Source organism: Thermophilibacter provencensis (genome assembly GCF_900128445.1).
Lineage (GTDB): Bacteria > Actinomycetota > Coriobacteriia > Coriobacteriales > Atopobiaceae > Thermophilibacter > Thermophilibacter provencensis.
Genome location: NZ_LT671417.1, coordinates 2,392,660 through 2,415,936, shown reverse-complemented (window position 1 = coordinate 2,415,936; position 23,277 = coordinate 2,392,660). Strand labels below are relative to the sequence as shown.

Sequence of the window (23,277 nt, the reverse complement as noted above, 5' to 3'; positions counted from 1 at the left end):
GAGCCCGGCCTCGTCTTGAGGCGGGGCCGGGAGGAGAGGCAACTCTCATCCGTTTTGCGGATGGTGTTGATAGAAGCAAGCATGTGTTGGTTTGTGGGCAATGCCGGCGGGGAGTCGGCGAAAGGAGAAGAGAAATGGCTCACATCAAGAACAGGCTGAGGGGGCTGCTAGTCGCTTTCGTGGCGCTCGTCGCCGCCCTCGCCATCGCCCCGGGCGTGGCCCAGGCCGAGCCTACGCCGTGGACCGGCGGCGAGACCAAGACCATCACGGTCAGCAACCTCCAGCCGGGTGACGTGGTGACCCTCTACAAGGTCGCTGACGTTCAGCTCAACGATGACAACACCACCACACTCGTCGTCCAGACCGGCTTCGAGCAGGACACGGTTGACGCGTACCTCGACGCCGCCGGCTCTGAGACCGCTCAGGACGTCTGGGAGGACCGCGGCGATGCGAGTCCGTTCGGTACCGCTGCTACGGTCCAGGACGGCCAAACCTCCGTCATCTTCAGCAACGTTGACGCTGGTCTTTACCTCGTTGACGTTGTCCCCGCGGACGAGTCCGTGACCTACCAGCCCACGATCGTCGCCATGAGCCCGGTCGCTGTCGAGGACACCACTGACTGGACCTTCGATGACGCCTACATCGACCTCAAGAAGAGCACTACGACGCTCGACAAGAAGATCACCGGTGGCGCCGTTCAGTATGAGCAGAATGGCGGCAAGCTCGGTTACGCCATGGTCGGCGACGAGGTCACCTTCCAGGTCACCTTCGAGATTAACGCCAATCAGAGCGAGTTCGTCCTCACCGATACTATGAGCACCGGCCTCACCTTCACCGGCGCCGAGGACGTCGTGCTGTACAAGAACGGCCAGATCGTCCCCGCTGAGGGTGTCTACACCGTTTCCGACAACGAGGGCGACCAGTCCTTCACGGTCAACTTCGACACTGATTGGCTCCAGGAGAAGAGCGCCAACGGCACTTCGGTCAACGCCGGTACCTACACCATCGAGTACAAGGGCCTCATCACTCCTGAAGCCACGCTTGACGGCGTGACCAACACGGTCACCTCGACCAACAACGCTGACGGCGACACCGTCACCGTCGACTTCGTCGGCTTCGACATCGTCAAGTACGGTGACGCTGACGAGGACAGCAAATACGACGAGGGCGAGGATCTCCTGAGCGGCGCCGAGTTCGCGCTCTACTACGACCAGGCCTGCCAGAACCCCGTCTACAAGAAGGACAGCACGACTCAGGTCACCCTTACGACCGTCAATGGTGAGGCTTCCACGGACGCCGATACGCTCCTCGAGCCTGGCACCTACTACCTCATGGAGACCGCTGCCCCGTCCGGCTACCAGATCGTGGCCAACCCGATCGAGATTGAGGTCACCGCTGAGGGCGGCACCTTCTACATCCCCAACGTCGCCTCCACCGACCACGAGGGCATTGAGCTCCCGACCACCGGTGGCATGGGTACTGTTGCCCTGACCGCTGCTGGCGTCGTGCTTGTTGCCGGCGCGGCTGCCTTCATTGTCCGCTTCCGCAAGGAGAACTAGTCGCTGATTCGCGGCCATTTCGGTCGTGTTTAACGAGCTAGGCGACCCGGCCCCCCCAGTTAGGGGGCCGGGTCATTGTTGCACTTGTGTGGCAACTTACAAAGTGTGTCCCTCGATTGACGATTGATACGTTTTCTGGAACATCAGGAGGCTCTTATGTCCGCGCTTAGGGGAGAGAAAAAAGGGGGGCTCCCATCGCGACGAGGGGTCTTCGTTGCACTTCTCGCACTTCTCGTTGGGATGGGCTGTATTGCGTATCCGTTCGTGAGCGATGCCTTGAACCAGGCACAGGAGAAAGAGGTTGTTGAAACTACTATTCAGAGTGTCTACAGCACCGACGAAGCCACCCTCGCCGCCGAGCGCGAGAAGGCCGTTACCTACAACCAGCAGCTCCTCGACGGCCGTGCGGTGGTGACCGATCCCTTCGACCCCGATGCTGAGCGTCCCACGGACGAGGACTACGACAACGTCCTGAACCTCTCCGGCGATGGGGTGATGGCCACCATCAACATCCCAAAGATCCACGTCGAGCTTCCCATCTACCACACCACGGACACCGACGTGCTCGAGCATGGCATCGGGCACCTCGAGGGCACCTCCGTCCCCATCGGCGGCGAGTCGACGCACTGCGTCCTCTCCGGCCATACCGGCCTCCCCTCGATGAAGATCTTCGACAACCTGGACCAGCTCGAGGTGGGGGACTACTTCGTCATCTCGGTCCTCGGCGAGGACCACGCCTACCGCGTCACCTCTGTCGAGGTGGTCCTTCCCGACGAGACCGACTCCCTCGTCATCGAGCAGGGCCGCGATCTCTGCACGCTCGTCACCTGCACTCCGTACGGCGTTAACACCCACCGCCTGCTCGTCCACGCGGAGCGCTGCGAGCTGCCCGCGGAGTGGCTCGACAAGGGCGACGCCGACTTCCCCTCCGGCTACACCGAGCCGCCCGACAAGGCGCTGCTACCCTCCGTCCTTCTCGGCCTGCTTCTCGCCGCGCTGGTGATTGGCACATACGTGCTCGTGTCCAAGCTGCGGTCCCGCGGGCGCGGCGGCTCGGGGAGCGCCCCGGTTCCCGCTGGCCAGCCCACGCCAAGGCCGACGGGCAGGCACTTCGCCGGCCAGGGTCCCGGAGGCGACGCATCGGCCGGCCCGAGACGCGCCGTGGGCGTGAGGCCCGTCATCCCGCGCGATGGACGTCGCCGTGACGGGAGGCGCTACCGTGGCTAGGCACCTCGCCCAGGGAACGCCCGGTCCCGAGGGGCACCGTAGGCAGCGGGACGGGGTGGCACCCCTCGTGGCTGCGCTCGCCCTTCTCGCCATCGGCGCGTGCCTGCTCCTGGCGCCGAGCGTCTCGGCGGTCATCGAGCAGGGACGCGTGGAGCAGGTGGTCGAGGAGTCTCGCGCGTCCGCGACCGTGTCCGACGAGGAGGATCCCTCCGCCGCCGCTGAAGACGATGATGGGGACGCCTTCCGCCCCAAGGAGGGCGACCCCACCTACGAGGCGCTCGTCGAGTACAGCGAGCGGGTCCGCGAGGGCACGGGCGACGAGGTGAACGACCCCTTCGCCTTCTCTGGCGACGAGCTGGCCGCGATAGGTCTGCCGGACGGTATCGTGGGCTCAATCGACATCCCGGCCATGGGCGTCACGCTGCCCATCTACCTCGGGGCGACCGAGGCCAACATGGAGCTCGGCGCGGCGGTGGTCGCCGGGACGTCGATGCCCGTCGGCGGGGAGTCCTCCAACTGCGTGATCGCGGCGCACCGGGGCGTCTGGCACGGCGTCCAGATGTTCCGCGACATCGAGCTCCTCGAGGTGGGGGACACGATTACCATCACGACGGCATGGGACGAGCTCACCTACCGGGTCTGCGAGATTCGCGTCATCGAGCCGGACGACGTCGACGCGCTTGCCGTCCAGGAGGGCAGGGACCTGGTCACGCTCTTCACCTGCCACCCCTACGCCGTCTCCTCGCATCGCTATCTGGTGTACTGCGAGCGAGTGGAGAACGACGAGGCGCAGGCGAGCCCGGGTGCCGTCGAGCGGGTGGTCGCGGCGTTCCTCCCGGCGGAGTCGACCGGCTCGCCCGCGCTCGAGGTCGAGCGCTGGCTGCGCATCGGCGGGCTGGCGATGCTGGTCGTGGTGCTTGTTCTGCTGGTGGCCACCATCGTCCGGAGGGTCCGCGGCCGGGCGGGGCAGTAGCGAGTCCGTGTGCCGCGCGTCCTTCTCGCCGGGCGGTCTTGATGTGCCCCATTCATGTCTCTTGGTGAGATGGACTAGAAGATTATATAGTATGACATTGTGTTAATGTTGAATCATAACAACCTAAGAACTTCCTTGCATCTTAAGATGAGCTGTGATATAAACTAACTGGTCATCTCGTAAGAGGGGGCTATCAAGGGCCGGGGGGTTCCCCCCGGCATTTTTAATATCGCGAGGCGGTGGAAGGTGAGGGAGCTCTCGGTATTCGTTGACGAGTCGGGCGACTTGGGCGGTGAGTCCAAGTACTATCTCCTTGCGCTTGTCTTTCATGATCAAGCAGATGATCTTGGGCGAACGATTCGCCTCTATGAGGGCGATCTGGCCGTCCGCGGGCTTGAAGACGTTCCTCTGCACCTCAGCCCCCTGCTTCGGGGAAACGACGCCTACGCTGCGATGGAGCCAAAGCGTTGCGCCGCCTATCTCGCTAGCTTTGGCACCTTCGTTCAGCACTCTCCCTTTACCTACCACGTGTTTGTGTACCGCAAGAGCGAGTTTCGCGACCGTGCATCGCTCGGCGCCAGAATGAGGCGCGATCTCGTCGAGTTCCTCTTTGACCACATCGAGCGCCTCCAGGGGTTCGACCTGGTGAAGATTTACTATGACGACGGCCAGGCGCTCGTGACGCGGGCGCTTCACGACGGATTTGAGTATGCGCTCGCCCGCGAGGCGGTCATCTATCGCGACGCGCGGCCTGACGGGTATCGCATGCTGCAGGTCGCCGACTACGCCTGCGGCGTGGAGCTGGCGGCGCTGAGGTACGACGCGCACGAGGAGAACGCCACGGACCGGCTCTTCTTCGGCACGCGCCGCAACTTCGTGAAGACGTTCCTGAGGAAGCTCCGCAAGCACCTGCTGTAGGGGTCGGGCCCACGGCGCGTCCGTTCTTCTCGCCCGTGACGTGAGTGACGGGTTTTGGACGGACTGCTATTTGAGTGACGCGTTTTGGCTGGATGGACGTATGATTCGAGGCCCGTTTGGTCAGAGTGTGTCACTCGCACGCGTCACTCGATCGCGTCACTCGCATACGTCACCCGAGCGCGTCACTCGCATACGGCGCCTGCCGCCGCGTTCTTCTCGCCTAGTCGTCAACGTCCGCCGCGGGGCCGTCCATGAGCGCGGCGCGGCACTCGTCGAGCCGGTCGTGCGACGCGCGCGGCAGCTCGGGGTAGCGCGGGTCCATGTCCTCCAGCACCTGGAGCAGCGCCTCGGACACCAGCGTGCGCGCGACCCACTTCTGGTCCGCGGGGATGACGAGCCAGGGCGCTCGCCGGGTGGCGGTGCCGTTGACCATCTCCTCGTAGGCGCGCTGGTACTCGTCCCACTCCATGCGCTCGGCAAGGTCGCTCTCGGAGAACTTCCAGTTCTTGGCCTCGTCGTCGATGCGCTCGAGGAAGCGCTCGCGCTGCTTGTCCGCGCTCACGTTGAGGAAAATCTTCACCACGCGGTTGCCCGTGCGCCAGAGGTATCGCTCGAAGCCGCGGATGTCCTCGTAGCGCTCCTCAAAGTAGCGCTTCTCGCTCATGTCCGTGCAGCGGCGGGGCAGCTGGTAGTCACGCCAGAGCCCGTGGACGCGCACGACGAGGCACTCCTCGTAGTAGGAGCGGTTGAACACGGCGATTTTGCCGCGCTCCGGCAGCGCGGAGAAGCTCCGCCAGAGGAAGCCGTGCGCCCGGTCCACGCTGGTTGGCTGCTTGAAGCTGCGCACGTCTATGCCCGTGGGATTGATGCCGCCGAGCACGTGGCGGATCGTGGAGTCCTTGCCGGCGGCGTCCATGGCCTGCAGGATCACGATGAGGCTCTGTCGCGCCTCGGCGTAGAGGCGGTCCTGCAGCTCCTCGATGCGTGCCTTGTTGCGCTCGAGCCGCGCCTCGTATGCGGGGCGCTCCTCCGCGTCAACCTTCAGCGTGGTGGGGAAGTCCTCCAGGCGGAAGTCCTTCTCGCCCGTGACGACGAAGTCGCTGACGTCACGCATGCCCTTGTCCGCTCCCATGCTGCCTCCTCGTCGCGCCCGCCCGCGCCCGTTCCTGTATATGTTCCCCATTTCCGTTGCGGTGCTGGACGGGAGTCGTGGGGTGGGCGCTGCTCACAGGGTGGGCGCTGGGCAGAGTGACTCGTTTCGACCGGATGGGGTCTCGTTTGAGGCCCCGTTTGGCCGAAACGGGTCACTCAGCCAGGGCGGGCCGCCCCGTTTGGCCGAAACCCGTCACTCACGAGAATGGGCCTGAGCCACAAAAGTCAGCCGTTTGTAACTCAATCCGCAAAAGGGGTTGCGCTCAGTGAAGTTAGGTATATATTACTTCTGTTGAGTTGGGGAAAGGTAACTCTAAGGGAGGCAGCAGATGGCAGGATCTCGGCTCCCGCTGGCGATGGTGGGCCCGGACGAGAGGGCCCGCGTGGTCGGCGTGCGCGGCGGCGCAGACCTGCGGCAGCACCTGGCGGAGCTCGGCTTTGTGGAGGGCTCCGAGGTCAAGGTCATCTCGCGCGCCGCGGGCGACGTCATCGTGTCCGTGAAGGGCGCGCGCCTGGCACTCAACCGCTCGATGGCGAGCCGCATAACCGTGACACTGTGACGGGGCGGGACCGTCCCGCTCCGTCATTGGGGAGAAAGGAAGGTAGATGGCAACTCTGAAGGACGTGAAGGTGGGGGAGAGCGCGACGGTGACCAAGCTCACGGGCGCCGGGGCCCTCAAGCGCCGCATCATGGACATGGGGCTCACCAAGGGGACGCGCGTCCACGTGCGCAAGGTGGCGCCGCTCGGCGACCCGCTCGAGCTCACGGTGCGCGGCTACGAGCTCTCGATCCGCAAGGACGAGGCGGCCTCGGTCGAGGTTTCCGACGTGACGCGCGACGATCGATAGAACCTGACAAACGTCCCTGGCACCTTTGTCAGGAAACGGCCGAGAGCGGCCGTTTTTCTCGCGCACCAAGTTAGCTGAGTCTAACAATTGTCACCATGCAAGTAGCAATTAGGTAACTCTGAAAGGCAGGACATGGCTGAGATCACGATCGGTCTCGCAGGCAACCCAAACTGCGGCAAGACCACGCTGTTCAATGAGCTCACCGGCTCCAACGGGTACGTGGGCAACTGGCCCGGCGTCACCGTGGAGAAGAAGCAGGCGACCTGGCGCGCGGACCGCGACGTCACCTTCGTCGACCTGCCCGGCATCTACTCGCTCTCCCCGTACACGCCCGAGGAGGTCGTCTCGCGCGACTACATCGTGAACGAGCGCCCGGACGCCGTGATCGACCTCGTGGACGCCACCAACCTCGAGCGCAACCTCTACCTCACCACGCAGCTCCTGGAGGCCGGGCGCCCCGTCGTGGTGGGTCTCAACATGTGCGACCTGCTCAAGGAGCGGGGAGACGTCATCGATGCCGCCGCGCTCTCGGAGCGCCTGGGCGCGCCGGTCGTGGAGGTCTCCGCGCTGCGCAACACCAACCTCGACGCGCTGGTGAGCAAGGCCGTGGAGGCCGGCAGGGCGGGCAAGGTCCAGCCGGGCGCGCGGTGCTTCTCGCCTGAGGTCGAGGGCGCGCTCGCGCAGATCGCCGACGTAGTCTCCGGCAGCTGCGACGCAAACCTCGTGCGCTGGTACTCGATCAAGGTCTTCGAGCGCGACGCCGAGGCGGTGAAGGCCCTCCACCTCTCGTCCGCGCAGCTCAACAAGGCCGAGCAGGTCATCAAGGCAGTGGAGAAGTCCCGTGACGACGACGCCGAGTCCATCATCACCTCAGATCGCTACGACTGGATCGCGGGCGTCATGGCCGCCTGCGTGAAGAAGGCTCCCAAGAAGCTCAGCATGTCCGAGAAGATCGACAAGGTCGTGACCAACCGCATCCTCGGCCTGCCCATCTTCGTCGTGGTGATGTTCGTCGTGTACTACATCGCGGTGTCCACGGTGGGAACGTGGGGCACCGACTGGGCCAACGACGGCGTCTTCGGCGACGGCTGGCTCTGGAACCCGTCCGACCAGGCGGCCTACGAGACGGCGACCGAGGAGTACGACGCCGGCTACTACGGCGACAAGATCGACGGCTTCCTGGCCGCGGCCGAGGCCGACGGGCTTGACACCGCCGGCGTGAGCGACGCGGTCGCCGCCCTCGCCGAGGATCCCGAGGACGCCGAGGCGCAGGCCGTCGTCTCTGGCTTCGTCGCCGAGGCGGAGGCCGCCGGTGTCGTGGCCACCGACGTCCCGATGCACGACGGCGACGGCAACTTCCTCGACGCGAACGAGGAGGTCGTCACCCGCATCGACGCCGACGGCGAGCCCGTGCTGGCCGACGGGCAGGAGCTCGCGGTCATCGACTCCGTGAGCGCGTCGGACTTCGCCGACGCCGTCGCCGCGCAGGAGAGCGCGCCGGCGCTCGATGACTACGCCAGCTTCGTGCCGTCGATCCCCTCCGTCATCGAGGGCTGGCTCGCCGCGGCGGGCGCCTCCGAGTTCGTGACCGCGCTCGTCCTCGACGGCATCGTCGCCGGCGTTGGCGCGGTGCTCGGCTTCATCCCGCAGATGCTCGTGCTCTTCGTCATGCTGTGCTTCCTCGAGGACTGCGGCTACATGAGCCGCGTGGCCTTCGTCATGGACCGCGTGTTCCGCCGCTTCGGCCTGTCCGGCAAGAGCTTCATCCCGATGCTCATCTCCTCGGGCTGCGGCGTGCCGGGCGTCATGGCCACCAAGACCATCGAGAACGAGAAGGACCGCCGCATGACGGCGATGCTCACCACCATGATCCCGTGCGGCGCCAAGACCCCGATCATCGCCCTCGTGATGGGCGTGCTCATCGGCGGCTCCGACGCCTGGTGGGTGGCGCCGATGTTCTACTTCCTCGGCCTCGCGGCGATCGTCGTCTCCGCGCTCATGCTCAAGAAGACCAAGATGTTCGCCGGCGAGCCCGCGCCGTTCGTGATGGAGCTCCCCGACTACCACCTGCCCACCCTCAAGAGCTGGTGGCTGCACGTGTGGGAGCGCATCTCCGCGTACCTCAAGAAGGCCACGACGATCATCTTTGCCGCGTCCGTGGTGGTGTGGTTCCTGCTCGAGTTCGGCTTTGCCAACTGGGAGGGCGGCAACGGCGCCTTCGGCTTCATGTCGCTCATGGAGGGCGCGCCCGAGTACTACACCGACTACTCCCTGCTCGCGATCGTGGGCAACGCCGTCGCCTGGATCTTCGCCCCGCTTGGCGCCGACACCTGGCAGGCCGCCGCGGCGTCGATCAACGCCCTCATCGCCAAGGAGAACCTCGTCTCCACCTTCGGCGTGATCTATGGCATCGGCGACGCCACCGAGAACTCCGTGACCATGTGGAGCGGCTTCGCCGGCATGTTCACCGACGCCTCCGGCATCCTGCACGTCGGTGCGATGTGCGCCTTCGTGGCCTTCAACATGCTCGACGCGCCGTGCTTCGCCGCCATCGGCACCATCCGCAAGCAGATGGACTCGCCCAAGTGGTTCTGGTTCGCCATTGGCTACCAGTGCGTCTTCGCCTGGTGCGTGGGCCTGATCATCAACCAGCTCTGGGAGCTCTTCGTGCTGGGCAACTTCGGGCTGTGGACGGTGGTCGCGTTCGTGCTGCTCGCGGGCATGATCTTCCAGATCGTGCGCCCGATGCCCAAGCAGGACGAGAAGGACGAGAAGGTCCTCGCACAGCTCTGTTAATTGGGGACAGTCCCCAATTTGCAGATTGGCGCGCCGCCGGCTCTTCTTCCCGGCGGCGCGCCCCTTTTGTGCGCTCCCTCGGGGGGCTCTTCCCGTCCCGTCGAGTTTGTAGTGTGCTTTGTGACGGACACCTCACGTACACTACGAAACTGCATCTGAGAATCGGCAGGTAGATAAATGCTACTATTTAAGTAGTACTTCAGATGTCGCTCACAGACTACACTACAAACTTGGGGGCGTCATGAGATGGCGCGCCACATCGAAAAAAAGGAGCTTCTCGCATGATCGACAACATACCTCAGGCGCTCGCATGGGCCGCGCTCGGCTGCGGATTCACCTGGCTCATGACCACGGTGGGGTCCGCCGTCGTGTTTTTCTTTCGCTCCGACCGCAAGAACATGCACCACATCTTCCTCGGCTTTGCCGCCGGGGTCATGGTGGCGGCAAGCGTGTGGTCGCTTCTCAACCCGGCGATCGAGCAGGCGGAGAACCTCGGCGTTCCCGGCTGGCTTCCGGCCGCGGGCGGATTTCTCCTGGGCGTGGCGTTCCTCATGGCGCTCGACACGTTCCTGCCGCACCTCCATGCGGGCTCCGACGAGCCTGAGGGCGTGCCGTCCGGCTGGAAGCGCACGACGCTGCTCGTCTCCGCGGTGACGCTGCACAACATCCCCGAGGGGATGTCGGTGGGCCTGCTCTTCGCCATGGCCGCGCAGACCTCCGGCGCGGCGGGGGAGGCCTACCTCGGCATGGCAATGGCGCTCGCCATCGGCATCGGCCTTCAGAACTTCCCGGAGGGCGCCGCCATCTCGCTGCCCCTCGCCCGCGAGGGCATGAGCCGCGGGCGGGCCTTCGTGATGGGCAGCCTCTCGGGGATCGTCGAGCCTATCTTCGGCGTGCTCGTGGTCCTGGCCAGCGGCTGGATCAGTCCGTACATGCCGTGGCTCCTGGCGTTTGCCGCCGGGGCGATGGTCTACGTGGTGGTGGAGGAACTCATTCCCGAGTCGCACCTCGGCGAGCACTCCAACGTGGGCACGCTCGGCTTCATCACCGGCTTTGTCCTGATGATGGTGCTCGACGTCGCGCTGGGGTAGCCAATAGTAAGCTATGGCTTACTTATGGAGAACCTGTGATATTGCCCTGTTCACGATAGGAATTAGCCAGAGTTAACTTATTCTAACCATGCGCCGAGAAGAACAGCGACTCGCATCGGCGCCGGCACGTTTAACCCTGCCCGAGCGACGGATCCTCTCCCCGCCGCAAAGGCCAGCCCATGCGCCACCTGCCAACCCCCTCTATGGCAGGTGGCGCCTTTGTCTTTGGCGCCCGGGCGGCGTTGCGTTGCCCGCTGGCTCAGTCGCTCTGGACTAAAAGTCAACTTAGGCATACTATCTATCCATAAGTTAACCTATTCTTACTAAGGATTCCTATGGGACGGGGATTCGACGTCTGCCTCGCGCGTCCGGAGGATGCGGCAACCTGTGAGGAGTGCTTGGAGTCGGAGTTCGTCGCCTGCCTGGTGCGACAGTCTGGCCTCGTAATAGCGGGTGTGAAGCCCGCCGCGGTCTTCGGGTTCCGCCCCCGCGCCTCTCGATGCCAGGATGACATGGTCTCGCGGGCAATAGATGCCTATGCGCGCCGATTCGCGGCCGAAGGCGTCATGATGCACCTGCTCGGAGAGCGGGGAGGGGCGCAAATGCTGGTCGTGTGGCGTCCCCGTCTCGTGGCAAAGCTCTTGGAGAGCGCGTCCAACCGAGACTTTCTCACCAGGCGCGCGCTTCCCGCGACGGGTGCCGACGCCCTTATGCGCGCCCTCGCGGAGCGGATGATCGCCTGCTGCACGCGCCATGCGGAGTTCCCGCACGAAGTCGGGCTCGTTCTGGGCTACCCGCTCGAGGACGTGGAGGGGTTCATCGCCGACGGCGGTCGCGGGTCGATTGCACGAGGGCGTTGGAGGGTGTACGGCGACCCGAGGGTCGCCCGCAAGCGATTCGAGCGGCTCGAGCGCGTCGAGCGTCATGTGAGGAGGCTCTACTCCGAGGGGGTTCCCATGCGGGAGCTGCTTCGGATGGCGGCGGCATAGAACGGCGGTTTCGTTCCCGCTGAGGCGGGAGAAGGAGGATGATCATGAGCAAGAACGTGGCAATCGTCTACTGGAGCGGCACCGGGAACACCGAGGAGATGGCGCGCGCCGTCGCGGCGGGTGTCGAGAGCGCGGGCGGGACCGCGTTCGTCGTCGCCGTCGGCGACTTCTCGGCAGACGGGGTTGACGGATATGACGCGCTCGCCTTCGGATGCCCGGCGATGGGCGCGGAGGAGCTCGAGTCGGACGAGTTCGAGCCGGTCTGGGATGAGTGCAGGGAGGTGATTGGCGAGCGCCCCGTGGCGCTCTTCGGCAGCTACGACTGGGGCACCGGCGAATGGATGGAGACCTGGCGAGCCGATGCAGAGGCCGCGGGCGTAAACGTGGTGTCCACGGTGATAGCCAACAACGCCCCCGACGACGAGGCGCTCGAGGCCTGCAGCGCCGCCGGACGCGTCCTCGTCGGCTAGGGGCGTGGCGTCCCAAACCCCTCGGTCGGCGACCTGCGGCAGAAACGCGAGAGGCCCCCGGTTTCCTAAGAGAGAGTTTCGCGAAGCGCACTCTCTCGTGGAAACCGGGGGCCTCAGCCTCGCGTTGCGGACGAACGCAGCCTACTTCTTGGCCTTGCCCTGGTTGGCGACGGCGTTGATCTTGGCCTCGATGGTGGCGGGGTCGCCGATGTAGTGCTTGTCGACGACGTTCCAGTCCTTGTCGAAGGTGTAGGCGCACGGCACGCCGGTCGGGATGTTGACCTCGAGGATCTCCTCGGGGGTCAGCTTCTCGAACTGCATGACGAGGGCGCGCAGCGAGTTGCCGTGAGCGGCAATGAGCACGCGCTTGCCGGCCTCCATCTGCGGCTTGATCTCGGCCTCAAAGTACGGCCAGGCGCGGGCGATGGTGTCCTTGAGGCACTCGGTGTAGGGGAGGTCCTCCTTGGGCACGTCGCGGAACATCTCAAGGACGTGCGGGTCGCGCTCGTCGCCGGGCTCGAGGGCGGGCGGGCAGACGTCGAAGGAGCGGCGCCAGATCTTGACCTGGTCCTCGCCGTGCTCGGCGGCGGCGTCGGCCTTGTTCAGGCCCTGGAGGGCGCCGTAGTGGCGCTCGTTGAGCTGCCAGGCCTTGTGGACGGGCAGCCAGTTGCGGTCGAGCTCGTCGAGCACGCAGTTGAGCGTGTGGATGGCGCGCTTGAGCAGCGAGGTGTAGCAGACGTCGAAGTCGTAGCCGGCCTCCTTGAGGGCCTTGCCGCCGGCGTGGGCCTCCTCGCGACCGGTGTCGGTGAGGTCGACGTCGGTCCAGCCGGTGAAGAGGTTGAGCTTGTTCCACTCGGACTCGCCGTGACGGACGATGACGAGCTGCATGGTCTGATCGTCGTTCATTGGAGACACGTCCCTTCTGATGCAAAGTTTGTGCGGCCGCGGCCGCCTTGCCCCTCTAGTATGACGCAGATGGGTATAGTTGCCTTTGGTTAACAACAAACTTTTCCCCTCTTTTTGGAGGTTGGTCGCATGGGGCTCGTCGACGTCGTCATCATCGCCGCGATCGCGGTTCTTCTCGCCCTGGCGCTGCGGTCCATCAGGAGGTCGGGAGGCGAGTGCTCAGGCTGCGGGAGCAGGGGCTCGTGCTCCGCGCACGCAACGGGCGCGCCCTGCCCGGCCGCCCAGGACATGCTCAGGAACGTCGAGAAGAACCTCGGCAAGTAGCCGTTCCGCCGGCCTTGCCCCACGGGCGCCGGGCGCCGCGCCGGCGACGCCATTAACAGGGGCGAAACACGCGTGTGAGAACCTGTCGCTGAAAAATGAGTAGCCCTGCCGGTCAACCGGAAAGGAAACCGCATGAGCAGCGAGAAGGACATCGACTTCGTTCTCCGGACCGTCGAGAAGCGCGACATCCGCTTCGTGAGGCTGTGGTTCGCCGACGTGCTCGGCAACCTCAAGTCGTTCGCAATCTCCCCCGAGGAGCTCGAGGAGGCCTTCGAGGAGGGCATCGGCTTCGACGGGTCGGCCGTCGACGGCTTTGCCTCGCTCGAGGAGTCTGACATGCTCGCCTTCCCCGACCCGGACACCTTCGCGCTGCTGCCGTGGCGCCCCTCGGAGTCCGGCGTCGCGCGCGTCTTCTGCGACGTGTACACCCCGTCGCGCGAGCCCTTCGGGGGCGATCCGCGCCGCTGCCTCAAGAACGTCTTCGCCCGCGCCGAGGAGCAGGGCTACGTGCCCAACGTCGGCCCCAAGATGGAGTACTTCTACTTTGACAACGACCTCGACCCGGTGCCGCTCGACAACGCGGGCTACTTCGACCTCACGCCCATGGACACGGCCAACGACCTGCGCCGGCAGACCACGCTCACGCTGGAGAAGATGTCCATCCCCGTCCAGTACTCCTACCACGCCGCCGGCCCCTCGCAAAACGGCGTGGAGCTGCGCTTCACCGAGGCCGTGAGCTGTGCGGACAACATCATGACGGCCCGTCTGGTCATCAAGCAGGAGGCCGCCGAGCAGGGCATGTACGCCTCGTTCATGCCCAAGCCCATCACCGACGTCCCCGGCTCCGCGATGTTCCTCTACCAGTCGCTGCTCGACCACGACGGCGAGAACCTCTTCTGGGGCCCCAAGGAGTTCCACGAGGCGCACCTCTCCGAGCTCGCCCAGCACTACATCGCTGGCATCCTCAAGTACGCGCCCGAGTTCACGCTGGTCACCAACCCCACGGTGAACTCCTACAAGCGCTTCATCTCCACGGGTGAGGTGCCCACGCACGCCACGTGGGGCCGCAAGAACCGCGCCGCGCTCGTGCGCGTGCCCACGCACAAGCCGGGCAAGCACATCGCCACCCGCGTCGAGCTGCGCAGCCCCGACCCCACGGCGAACCCCTACCTGGCCCTCGCGGTGACCATCGCCGCCGGCCTCAAGGGCATCGAGGAGGAGCTGCCGCTCCCCGAGGAGGCCACGAGCGAGATGCTCGCCCTCTCGGACCGCGAGCTCGCCGCCCGCGGGATCGCCCGCCTGCCGCGCACGCTCGGCGAGGCCGTCGACCGCTTCGAGTCCTCCGAGCTCATGCGCACCGTGCTCGGCGACCACATCTTCGACTACCTGGTCCGCGAGAAGCGCGCCGAGTGGTACGAGTACTGCACTGCCGTCACCGACTGGGAGCGCGAGCACTACTACGGCGGGTTCTAGGCCCGCGACGAGGGGCCGGCGAGAAGAACGACGAACGACGGCGCGGCGCCGCCCGGGGCTCTCCGGGCGGCGCCGTCCCTCTCGCCGCAGCTCGCCCCATACGTGTCAATCTTGTTAAGAAACTTGGCGATATGGACCTCTTCAGGCGAGTTGAACCAAACTGAGTCTCTGGCGACGGACGGGGCATGCATGCGCCCTGACACGGGAAGACCCGTGCCACCGTCGGGAAAGGGCGTGACCACGCGCCGAAGCATTGGGGGAAGGAAACCCACCATGAAGCTCTCCAGCCGGATTGCGGGCGGCCTTGCGGTTGCCTGCGCGTTAGCCGTGTCTATCGCGGGATGCAGCGGGGGAGGGCAGACAAGCACCCCAGCCAGCGACACCGCGGACGCCGCCTACACCCTCGTCGAGGACGGCAAGATCATCGTCGCGTCCGACCTCGCCAACGCGCCGCTCGACTTCGTCGACGAGAAGACCGGCGAGGCCCAGGGCTTTGAGATCGACCTCATCAACGCCGTCGCCGACAAGCTCGGCCTCGAGTGCGAGGTCCTGCCCGCCATGAAGTTCGACACCATCGTCCCGCTCATCGAGCAGGGCGGCCGCGCCGACGTGGGCGTCTCCAACATCACCATCACGGACGAGCGCTGGGAGCAGGTCGACTTCACCGACTCCTACATGGACTCCAACCAGGGCCTCGTGACGCTTGCGAGCGCGGGAGACGTCACCGAGGAGTCCCTCAACGTCGAGGGCGCCAAGGTCGCCGTCCAGGCCGGAACGACCGGCGCCGCGTGGGCCGAGGAGAACCTTCCCAACGCGGAGATCGTGGCGCTCGACGACCCGGTCGTGGCCGTGACCGGCGTGCAGACCGGGCTCTACGCCGCGGCCGTGGCCGACCTGCCCGTCATGACCTACCTCTGCACCAACTCGTTCACCGACTGCCAGGTGGCCATCGAGATCCCCACGGGCGAGCAGTACGGCATCGCCGTCAACAAGGACAACCCCGGCCTCACCGAGGCCATCAACGGCGCCCTGGCCGAGCTCGAGGAGGAGGGCTACATCTCCGAGCTCGAGGTCAAGTGGCTCGGCGCCGAGCTCTAGCCGTAAGCGTGCAAAAGGGACAGGCACTTTTGCACATCACAATGGGAGGAAATGAAATGACCAGCATGACCCGCCGCAACTTCTTCGCAACCCTCGGCGCCGCCGGCGCCCTTGCCCTCGCCGGCTGCAACGGCTCCGGGGAGCCCGCCCAGACCACCGGCGACCAGACCACCGACCAGACCACCGATGAGGCCTCCTACACCCTCGTGAAGGAGGGCGTGCTCACCAACGTGGCCGAGCTCGGCTTCGCGCCCTTCGAGTACATCGACGAGGACGGCAACACCGTGGGCTTTGACGTGGACCTCTCCAACGCCCTCGCCGAGAAGCTCGGCCTCACCTGCGAGTGGCTGCCCAACCAGGCCTTCGACACGCTCGTCCCCACCATCCAGCAGGGCGGCAAGGCCGACATCTCCATCGCCGGCATGACGATCAGCGACGAGCGCCTCGAGCAGGTCGACTTCTCCGACCCCTATCTGAACTCCAACCAGGGCATCGTGGCCGCCGCCGGCTCCGACCTCAACTCCGAGAGCCTCAACGCCGAGGGCATGCAGGTCGCCTGCCAGACCGGCACCACCGGCGACGAGTGGATCTCCGAGAACCTGCCCAACGCCACCAAGGTGCCGCTTGCCGACGTCACGGCCGCCCTCATGGGCATCTCCACGGGCCTCTACAACGCCATGGTCATCGACCTGCCCGTCGCCCAGAACATGATCGCAGAGTCCTTCTCCGACCTCGAGGTCGTCGAGGAGATCCCCACCGGCGAGCAGTACGGCATCGCCGTCTCCAAGGACAACCCCGGTCTGCTCGCGGCCATCAACGACGCCCTCGCGGCCATCGAGGAGGACGGCACGATGGACGAGATCAAGCAGAAGTGGTTCGGCACCACCGAGATCTAAGCGAGAAGAGCCTGCGGCGGCCGTGCAAAGGGGACAGTCACTTTTGCACGGTACGAAACGGAGGAAGCATGCAGCATAGACGGGGGGCGCTTCTCGTTGCCCTCGCCCTGGCGCTCGCGGGCGTCTTCGCGACGGCGGCGCCGCAGCCCGCTCAGGCGCTTACCACCGAGAAGGCCACCGCTCGCCCCAACGAGGACGGCGGCGACGGCGTCATCGGCGGGATGGACACGCGCCTCACCTGGGAGGGCACGGTGGAGCCCGGCGAGGAGGTCTCCTCGGTCACGCTGACCCTGCCCGAGGGCGCCACGTTCGACGGCTCCACGACGCGCATCACCGCCCTCGAGGGCCTGACGCGCATGGACGTGACCGGAGAGGCCGTCCCGTCCGGCAGCTCCATCACGGTTACCTTCGACCAGGCCATTCCCGAGGGCTCACTCCTGCGTCTTGAGATCACCAACATGCAGTTCCCCTCCGAGGGCGGCGACGTGGTGGTCTCCGGCAGCTACGAGGCGGCCGACGGCACCCACGAGCTCGCGGACTCCGCGCCCATCTCCACGATCGCCAACACCCCGCTCCAGAGCCTCGTCAACTGGCTCGACGAGCAGCCCTGGGTGGAGGCCTGGAACTCCAACCAGTTCCTCGGCATGTTCCTGAGGCCCCAGCTGCTCGTGACGTCCTTCTCGTCACTTGCGCCGGGCTGGTTGCTCTGCCTGGGCATCGTGGTGGCCGCCTACCCGTTTGCCATCGCGCTCGGCCTGCTCTTCGCCATGCTTAAGATCTCCAAGTGGAAGATCTTGCGCGCCGTCGCCGTGGTCTACATCAACGTGCTGCGCGGCACGCCGCTGTTCCTTCAGATCTACATCATGTTCTTCGGCCTGCCGATGCTCAACATCAACATCGACAACAACCTGCTGGGCATCATCGTCATGGCCATCAACTCCTCGGCCTACCTCGCCGAGATTTTCCGCGCGGGCATCCAGTCCATCCCGCAGGGCCAGTACGAGGCCGCGAGCTCGCTCGGCATGAACTACGTGCAGACGATGTTCTCCATCATCCTGCCGCAGACCGTGCGCCGCGTGATCCCCACGGTGACGAGCGACTTCATCACCGCCTTCAAGGACACGTCCCTGCTCTCCTCGGTGGGCGTCATGGAGCTCATGATGTTCTCCAAGAACCTCACCACCGTCACGGGCAACATCACGCCGTACGTGGCCGCGGGCATCTTCTACCTCATCGTCACGCTGCCGCTGATCAAGGTCGTGGGCATCGTCGAGGAGAACATCGCCCGTTCCGAGCGCGGCGGCGGCCCGCGCCCCAGGCGTCGCGCCGACGTGGCCGACAACGCCGACGAGCTCATCGAGAAGGACGCCGAGAAGGACGCCCCCTCCGCCACCGTCGCCCAGATCAAGGAGGCCGCGAATGCCTGCTAAGCACCATCGCCGCGTGGCCATCGACGTCCCGCCCGCGCTGCCGGCAGACGAGGCGGCGCGCATCGCCTACGGCCACGACCAGGGCCTCACGAGCCACCACTTCACGCCCGGCGAGCACCCGATCGTGCGCATCGAGCACCTAAACAAGAGCTTTGACGAGACGCTCGTCCTGAAGGACGTGAACCTCAACGTCTGGCCCGGCGAGGTCGTCGTGGTGCTCGGCCCCTCGGGCTCGGGCAAGTCCACGATGCTGCGCTGCATCAACCTCCTTGAGCGCCCGAGCGCGGGCCACATCCTCATCGAGGACGAGGAGATCACCAACAAGAGCGCGGCCGAGGTCAACCGCCTGCGCCGCGACGTGGGCATGGTCTTCCAGCAGTTCAACCTCTTCCCGCACCTCACGGCCAAGGAAAACGTCATGATCGGCCAGACGAAGGTGCTCAAGAAGAGCCGAGAGGAGGCCGAGGCCGAGGCGCTCAAGCAGCTTGCCGCCGTCGGGCTCGCCGACCGCGCGGACTTCAAGCCCACGCAGCTCTCCGGAGGCCAGCAGCAGCGCGTCGCCATCGCCCGCGCCGTGGCCATGCACCCCAACGTGCTCCTCTTCGACGAGCCCACCTCGGCGCTCGACCCCGAGCTCGTCCGTGGCGTCCTTGACGTCATGCGCGACCTCGCGGAGAACTCGGGCATGACCATGATCGTGGTCACGCACGAGATGGGCTTCGCGCGCGACGTGGCCGACCGCGTGGTATTTATGGAGGACGGCTACGTGGTGGAGCAGGGCCTGCCCGAGAAGGTCTTCGACCATCCCGAGAACGCCCGCACGGCCGAGTTCCTCGGCAGCATCAACTAGCTGCGGCTCGTTTGAAACATAGCGTTTCTGGCTCGTTAAGCGCCGTTTCCAGACGGTCACTGAGCTGCGGCTCGTTTACGAAGTTCTGACATCGCCCCCGTCGAACGCGGGGGCGATGTGCTAATCTTTTCAAATACATGTGCTCAATTCCGGGAGGCCTGAGGATGCATCACAAGAACATCCTTCTCGTATCTGCAACCACGCGGCTCCACGACCGCATGCGCGAGCTCTCCCACGCCATTGACGTCTCCATCGCCCTCGCGAGCGAGGAGACCTTCTCGCAGGCGGTCTCGTCCGGCCACGAGTTCGACCTTGTCATCCTGGACGGCGAGGGCATGGGCCAGGACATCCTGAACGCCGTCGACGCGTTCGTGGCGGAGAACGGCTTCATCCCGATGCTCCTCGTCCAGGACCCCGACAAGCTTGCCACGCTGCGCATGCCCATGCAGGGGAAGAACGACTTCATCCTCTCCACCGCCGGCGTCGCCGAGCTCGAGGTCCGCTGCACCCTGCTGCTCTGGCCCGGAGAGGAGTCCGCGCCGGCGGACATCGTCACCGTTGACAACATGACGATCAACCTCGCCACCTACCAGGTCTATATCGACGACAAGCCCGTCGACCTCACCCTGATGGAGTACTCGCTGCTGTCCTTCCTGGCAACGCACCCCTCGCGCGCCTACTCGCGCGAGACCCTGCTGCACCGTGTCTGGGGCTTCGAGTACTGCGGCGGCACGCGCACCGTCGACGTCCACATCCGCCGCGTCCGCTCCAAGGTGGGCCCCCAGGTGGCGAGCCACATCGTCACCATCCGCGGTGTGGGCTACCTCTTCCGCATCTAGCGCCCTCTCGGGCCCCGTCGGCCCCTTTGAGAGAAGGGCGCGGAAGGCGCGAGAAGAACCTGCGGCCGGGCGGTCCTCTTGCCCGCACCGTTCTTCTCGTTGCCCTGTGACCTGCATTTTCAGGAAGCGGAAAGCATCATGCCGCCCCGGTGATGCGCGCCCGGGCGATGTATGCGCCCCCTTCCGCGGGGTACATTCGACTGCGGACACAAAGACGCGCCCCAACAGGACGGGGCAAGACGAGAGAGGGAAGACATGAGCGACTATCCGTATGGCGCGCAGGACCCCCAGAACCCGCAGGACCCCCAGGGCTCCTACCAGCAGTCTGCCGACCAGCAGCCCACGCAGGCCCAGCCCACCCAGCAGCGGCCCCCCTTCCCGGGCGCCCACAGCGCCCAGGGGGGCTCGCCCCAGGGCGCGCAGCGCCAGGCGCAGTCCGGCCAGACGCCGCCCCAGCCCGAGCCGATCGCTCCCCAGCCGCCCGCGGCGCCCGATTTCGAGACCGAGAAGAAGCCGCGTCCCGGCCTGAGGGCGGTGCTTGCCGGGCTTCTCGGCGGCGTCCTGGGCGCGGCGGCGCTCACGGGCGTGCTCCTGGGCACGGGCGTGGTGAGCACGGGCGGCGGGACCTCGCAGTCGGGGACCTCGCAGTCCATCACCATCGACCCATCCGCCGAGGACACCACCGTCGCCAACGCGGTCGCGGCCAAGACGCTGCCGTCCGTGGTGACCGTCTACAGCACCTATGCCGACGGTGAGGGCATGGGCTCGGGCGTCATCTACGACACCAACGGCAACGTCATCACCAACAACCACGTCATCGAGGACGCGGAGTCCATCAGCGTGAGCCTGAACGGCCAGAGCTACGACGCCACCCTCGTGGGCACCGACGCGTCGAGCGACCTCGCCGTCCTGCACGTGGACTTCGGGGACACCGAGGTCACGCCGATGGAGATCGGGAGCTCGTCCGACCTTCAGGTGGGCGACTGGGTGATGAGCGTGGGCAGCCCGTTCGGGCTTGAGAACTCCGTCTCGCAGGGCATCGTCTCGGCGCTCTCCCGCAACACGCTCATGGAGAGCGCCTCGGGCAACACGCTCTACACCAACCTCATCCAGACGGACGCCACGATCAACCCGGGCAACTCCGGAGGCGCGCTCGTGAACGCCGAGGGTCAGCTCGTGGGCATCTGCACGCTCTACTCGTCCGACACGCAGAGCTTCGCCGGCATCGGCTACGCCATCCCGAGCGACTACGCCACCGAGGTCGCCGACAAGATCATCGCCGGCGAGACGGTCACGCACGCCTACATCGGCCTCACCATGCAGACGGTGAACGCGCAGAACTCCTTCAGGAACAACCTCTCCGTCGATCAGGGCGCCTACGTGGTCGAGGTCGCGTCCGGCGGCCCGGCGGAGGCGGCGGGCATCCAGCAGGGCGACGTCATCACCCGCATCGGGGACGACGCCATCTCGTCCGCGGACGCCGCCATCCTCGCCGTGCGCTCCCACAGCATCGGCGAGACCGTCCAGGTGACCGTCATGCGCGGCAGCCAGGAGCTGACCTTCGACGTGACGCTCGGCTCCGACGAGTCCCTCCAGCAGGAGCAGGAGGAGCAGGGCGACCAGACCGTCAACGTCAACGGCCAGGAGGTCACGATCGACGACCTCATCGACCTCTACCAGCAGTACCAGCAGGAGCAGCAGATGAGCCCCTTCGGCGGCAGGTAGCCAAAACCTGACAAAGGTGACAGGGTCAACTGTCAGGTTCTCGGGGCCCGCGGCGTGCGTCGCGGGCCCCGTTCTCCATGCGTGCCTCCATCCGCGCCCATTTCTGTCCGGCAGTACGGGTACCCTAGGTAGCACGAGAAGAACGGGAGGGACCATGGCAGAGATCAGATGCCCGCACTGCGGAGAGGTGTTCCAGGTCGACGAGACCGAGTACGCGCAGATCGTGCGCCAGGTGCGCGACGCGGAGTTCCAGCGGGAGCTCGCGGAGCGCGGGCGGCTTGCGGAGCGCGAGCGCGCGAGCGCCGTGGAGGCGGCCGTCGCCCAGGCTCGCCAGGAGGCCCAGCGGGCGGCCGCCGAGAAGGACGCGCAGCTCGCCGAGCTCCGCGCCCAGGTCGAGCGCGGCGAGGACGCCGTCGCGCTGGCCCGCGCGGCTGCCGAGCGCGAGCTCGCCCAGGCGCTCGCCGAGCGGGACCAGACGATCGCCGAGAAGGACCGCGCCCTCCTCGAGGCCGCGGCCGCGCGGGACCGCGCGCTCACGGACTCCGCCGCCCAGAGCGAGCGAGAGCTCGCGGAGCGCGACCGCAAGATAGCCGCGCTCGAGGAGCAGCTCAAGGCCCGCGAGTCGACGTTCGCGGCCGAGAAGGCCCTCGCCGTGAGCGAGGCCACCGGCGAGCAGGGGCTGCGCATCGCCGAGCTCGAGGGGCAGGTCCGCGCCGCCGCCCTCGAGCGCGAGCAGGTGGAGGCTTCGCTCAGGCAGCAGCTGGTCGAGCAGGCCACCTACAAGGACCAGACCATTCGTGACCGCGAGGACGAGATCGAGCGTCTCCGCAACCAGCGCTCGCGCCTCACGACCAAGCTCATCGGCGAGTCTCTCGAGCAGCACTGCGAGATGGAGTTCAACCGCTGGCGTCCCACGGCATTCCGGAACGCCGAGTTCCACAAGGACAACGAGGTCGTGGGGGGCTCCAAGGGCGACTACGTCTATCGCGAGAAGGACGAGGACGGCGTCGAGGTCGTCTCCATCATGTTCGAGATGAAGAGCGAGGAGGAGTCCTCGGCCGCGGCGAGTCGCCACAGGAACGCCGACTTCTTCAAGAAGCTCGACCAGGACCGCAGGAACAAGGGGTGCGAGTACGCGGTGCTCGTCTCGCTGCTCGAGCCCGAGAGCGAGCTCTACAATGCCGGCATCGTGGACGTCTCCTACGAGTACGAGAAGATGTACGTCATCCGCCCGCAGTTCTTCATCCCCATGATCACGCTGCTGAGAAACGCCGCCGAGAGCGCGCACGCCTCGCGCCGCGAGCTCGCCGAGATCCGCCAGCAGAACATCGACATCACGCGCTTCGAGGACGCTCTCGAGGACTTCAAGGATCGGTTCGGCCGCAACTACGAGACGGCGAGCCGCAAGTTCAACGACGCCATCGCGGAGATCGACAAGGCCATCGCGCGCCTGCAGAAGGTGAAGGAGAGCCTCACCTCGTCGGAGAACCAGCTGCGACTCGCCAACAAGAAGGCCGACGAGCTCACCATCCGCAAGCTCACGTGGAAGAACCCCACCATGCGCGAGAAGTTCGCCCAGGCCCGCTCCGCCCGGGAGGAGGCGGACGCACGGGCGGCCGATTCGGCCGCTGAGCAGGGAGCGGCGGGCTCCGAGGTCGTCGAGCCGGACGACGTAGAGTAAACTAGACGTTCTTAGCCTCAACCTGGGGAGG

21 protein-coding genes are annotated in these 23,277 nt (G+C 66.0%); 19 read left to right on the top strand and 2 right to left on the bottom strand.

All coding sequences use genetic code 11. The features are described from left to right. Nucleotides 1–134 precede the first annotated feature (134 nt). The 4 genes from BQ7391_RS10900 to BQ7391_RS10885 all read left to right on the top strand — a co-directional run bounded on the left by BQ7391_RS10900 (nucleotide 135) and on the right by BQ7391_RS10885 (nucleotide 4,677). Entirely contained in the window at nucleotides 135–1,559 is a 1,425-nt protein-coding gene (locus BQ7391_RS10900; protein WP_075280630.1) for a SpaH/EbpB family LPXTG-anchored major pilin, read from the top strand. Between the two features lie 156 nt (nucleotides 1,560–1,715). Continuing rightward, complete coding sequence (locus BQ7391_RS10895) at nucleotides 1,716–2,786, top strand: class C sortase (protein WP_083662210.1); 1,071 nt, start codon at nucleotides 1,716–1,718, stop codon at nucleotides 2,784–2,786. Continuing rightward, on the top strand, nucleotides 2,779–3,759 hold the full coding sequence (locus tag BQ7391_RS10890; RefSeq protein ID WP_159437365.1) for a class C sortase: 981 nt from the start codon (nucleotides 2,779–2,781) through the stop codon (nucleotides 3,757–3,759). The genes BQ7391_RS10895 and BQ7391_RS10890 overlap by 8 nt, the downstream gene beginning before the upstream one ends. Before the next feature lie 246 nt (nucleotides 3,760–4,005). Then, complete coding sequence (locus BQ7391_RS10885; protein ID WP_075280627.1) at nucleotides 4,006–4,677, top strand: DUF3800 domain-containing protein; 672 nt, start codon at nucleotides 4,006–4,008, stop codon at nucleotides 4,675–4,677. A gap of 220 nt (nucleotides 4,678–4,897) precedes the next feature. On the opposite strand, the gene BQ7391_RS10880 is transcribed toward BQ7391_RS10885, so the two are convergent. Further along, nucleotides 4,898–5,809 (bottom strand): PPK2 family polyphosphate kinase, encoded by a 912-nt coding sequence (locus BQ7391_RS10880; protein WP_075280626.1) that lies wholly within the window; start codon nucleotides 5,807–5,809, stop codon nucleotides 4,898–4,900. A 349-nt stretch (nucleotides 5,810–6,158) separates the two neighbouring features. On the opposite strand from BQ7391_RS10880, the gene BQ7391_RS10875 reads away from it, so the two are divergent. From BQ7391_RS10875 to BQ7391_RS10850, 6 genes are all read left to right on the top strand, one after another. Beyond that, nucleotides 6,159–6,389: a FeoA family protein gene (locus tag BQ7391_RS10875; RefSeq protein ID WP_075280625.1), complete on the top strand. Its 231-nt coding sequence runs from the start codon at nucleotides 6,159–6,161 to the stop codon at nucleotides 6,387–6,389. Between the two features lie 46 nt (nucleotides 6,390–6,435). Further along, nucleotides 6,436–6,678: a FeoA family protein gene (locus tag BQ7391_RS10870; RefSeq protein ID WP_075280624.1), complete on the top strand. Its 243-nt coding sequence runs from the start codon at nucleotides 6,436–6,438 to the stop codon at nucleotides 6,676–6,678. A gap of 132 nt (nucleotides 6,679–6,810) precedes the next feature. Further along, the gene (gene feoB / locus BQ7391_RS10865; protein WP_075280623.1) at nucleotides 6,811–9,474 is read left to right on the top strand and encodes a ferrous iron transporter B; all 2,664 of its coding nucleotides are present in this window, start codon (nucleotides 6,811–6,813) and stop codon (nucleotides 9,472–9,474) included. Nucleotides 9,475–9,755: 281 nt separating this feature from the next. Continuing rightward, a complete protein-coding gene (locus BQ7391_RS10860) occupies nucleotides 9,756–10,565 on the top strand; it encodes a ZIP family metal transporter (protein ID WP_075280622.1) in 810 nt (269 codons plus the stop codon). A 335-nt stretch (nucleotides 10,566–10,900) separates the two neighbouring features. Continuing rightward, a complete protein-coding gene (locus BQ7391_RS10855) occupies nucleotides 10,901–11,554 on the top strand; it encodes a DUF3793 family protein (RefSeq protein WP_083662208.1) in 654 nt (217 codons plus the stop codon). A gap of 44 nt (nucleotides 11,555–11,598) precedes the next feature. Continuing rightward, on the top strand, nucleotides 11,599–12,024 hold the full coding sequence (locus BQ7391_RS10850) for a flavodoxin (RefSeq protein WP_075280998.1): 426 nt from the start codon (nucleotides 11,599–11,601) through the stop codon (nucleotides 12,022–12,024). A gap of 141 nt (nucleotides 12,025–12,165) precedes the next feature. Here BQ7391_RS10850 and gpmA read toward each other — a convergent pair whose 3' ends face one another. After that, nucleotides 12,166–12,930, bottom strand: coding sequence for a 2,3-diphosphoglycerate-dependent phosphoglycerate mutase (gene gpmA, locus BQ7391_RS10845; RefSeq protein ID WP_075280621.1), 765 nt, complete (start codon nucleotides 12,928–12,930; stop codon nucleotides 12,166–12,168). A gap of 129 nt (nucleotides 12,931–13,059) precedes the next feature. Between gpmA and BQ7391_RS10840 the strand changes: the two genes are divergently transcribed. The 9 genes from BQ7391_RS10840 (at nucleotide 13,060) to BQ7391_RS10795 (ending at nucleotide 23,246) form a co-directional block, all read left to right on the top strand. After that, the gene (locus tag BQ7391_RS10840) at nucleotides 13,060–13,254 is read left to right on the top strand and encodes a FeoB-associated Cys-rich membrane protein (protein WP_075280620.1); all 195 of its coding nucleotides are present in this window, start codon (nucleotides 13,060–13,062) and stop codon (nucleotides 13,252–13,254) included. Nucleotides 13,255–13,386: 132 nt separating this feature from the next. Beyond that, nucleotides 13,387–14,727 (top strand): glutamine synthetase family protein, encoded by a 1,341-nt coding sequence (locus BQ7391_RS10835; protein WP_075280619.1) that lies wholly within the window; start codon nucleotides 13,387–13,389, stop codon nucleotides 14,725–14,727. 273 nt (nucleotides 14,728–15,000) lie between these two features. Next, nucleotides 15,001–15,825 (top strand): ABC transporter substrate-binding protein, encoded by an 825-nt coding sequence (locus tag BQ7391_RS10825; RefSeq protein WP_075280617.1) that lies wholly within the window; start codon nucleotides 15,001–15,003, stop codon nucleotides 15,823–15,825. A 56-nt stretch (nucleotides 15,826–15,881) separates the two neighbouring features. Next, nucleotides 15,882–16,721, top strand: coding sequence for an ABC transporter substrate-binding protein (locus BQ7391_RS10820; protein WP_083662207.1), 840 nt, complete (start codon nucleotides 15,882–15,884; stop codon nucleotides 16,719–16,721). A 68-nt stretch (nucleotides 16,722–16,789) separates the two neighbouring features. Next, on the top strand, nucleotides 16,790–18,151 hold the full coding sequence (locus BQ7391_RS10815; protein ID WP_083662206.1) for an ABC transporter permease subunit: 1,362 nt from the start codon (nucleotides 16,790–16,792) through the stop codon (nucleotides 18,149–18,151). Further along, complete coding sequence (locus BQ7391_RS10810; RefSeq protein WP_083662205.1) at nucleotides 18,141–19,001, top strand: amino acid ABC transporter ATP-binding protein; 861 nt, start codon at nucleotides 18,141–18,143, stop codon at nucleotides 18,999–19,001. Before BQ7391_RS10815 ends, BQ7391_RS10810 begins: the two co-directional genes overlap by 11 nt. A 164-nt stretch (nucleotides 19,002–19,165) precedes the next feature. After that, entirely contained in the window at nucleotides 19,166–19,840 is a 675-nt protein-coding gene (locus BQ7391_RS10805) for a response regulator transcription factor (RefSeq protein WP_075280616.1), read from the top strand. A 255-nt stretch (nucleotides 19,841–20,095) separates the two neighbouring features. Beyond that, nucleotides 20,096–21,565: a S1C family serine protease gene (locus tag BQ7391_RS10800; protein ID WP_083662204.1), complete on the top strand. Its 1,470-nt coding sequence runs from the start codon at nucleotides 20,096–20,098 to the stop codon at nucleotides 21,563–21,565. 154 nt (nucleotides 21,566–21,719) lie between these two features. Further along, nucleotides 21,720–23,246 carry a DUF2130 domain-containing protein gene (locus tag BQ7391_RS10795; RefSeq protein WP_075280615.1) on the top strand — a complete coding sequence of 509 codons (1,527 nt, stop codon included), beginning with the start codon at nucleotides 21,720–21,722 and terminating at the stop codon, nucleotides 23,244–23,246. Nucleotides 23,247–23,277 lie beyond the last annotated feature (31 nt).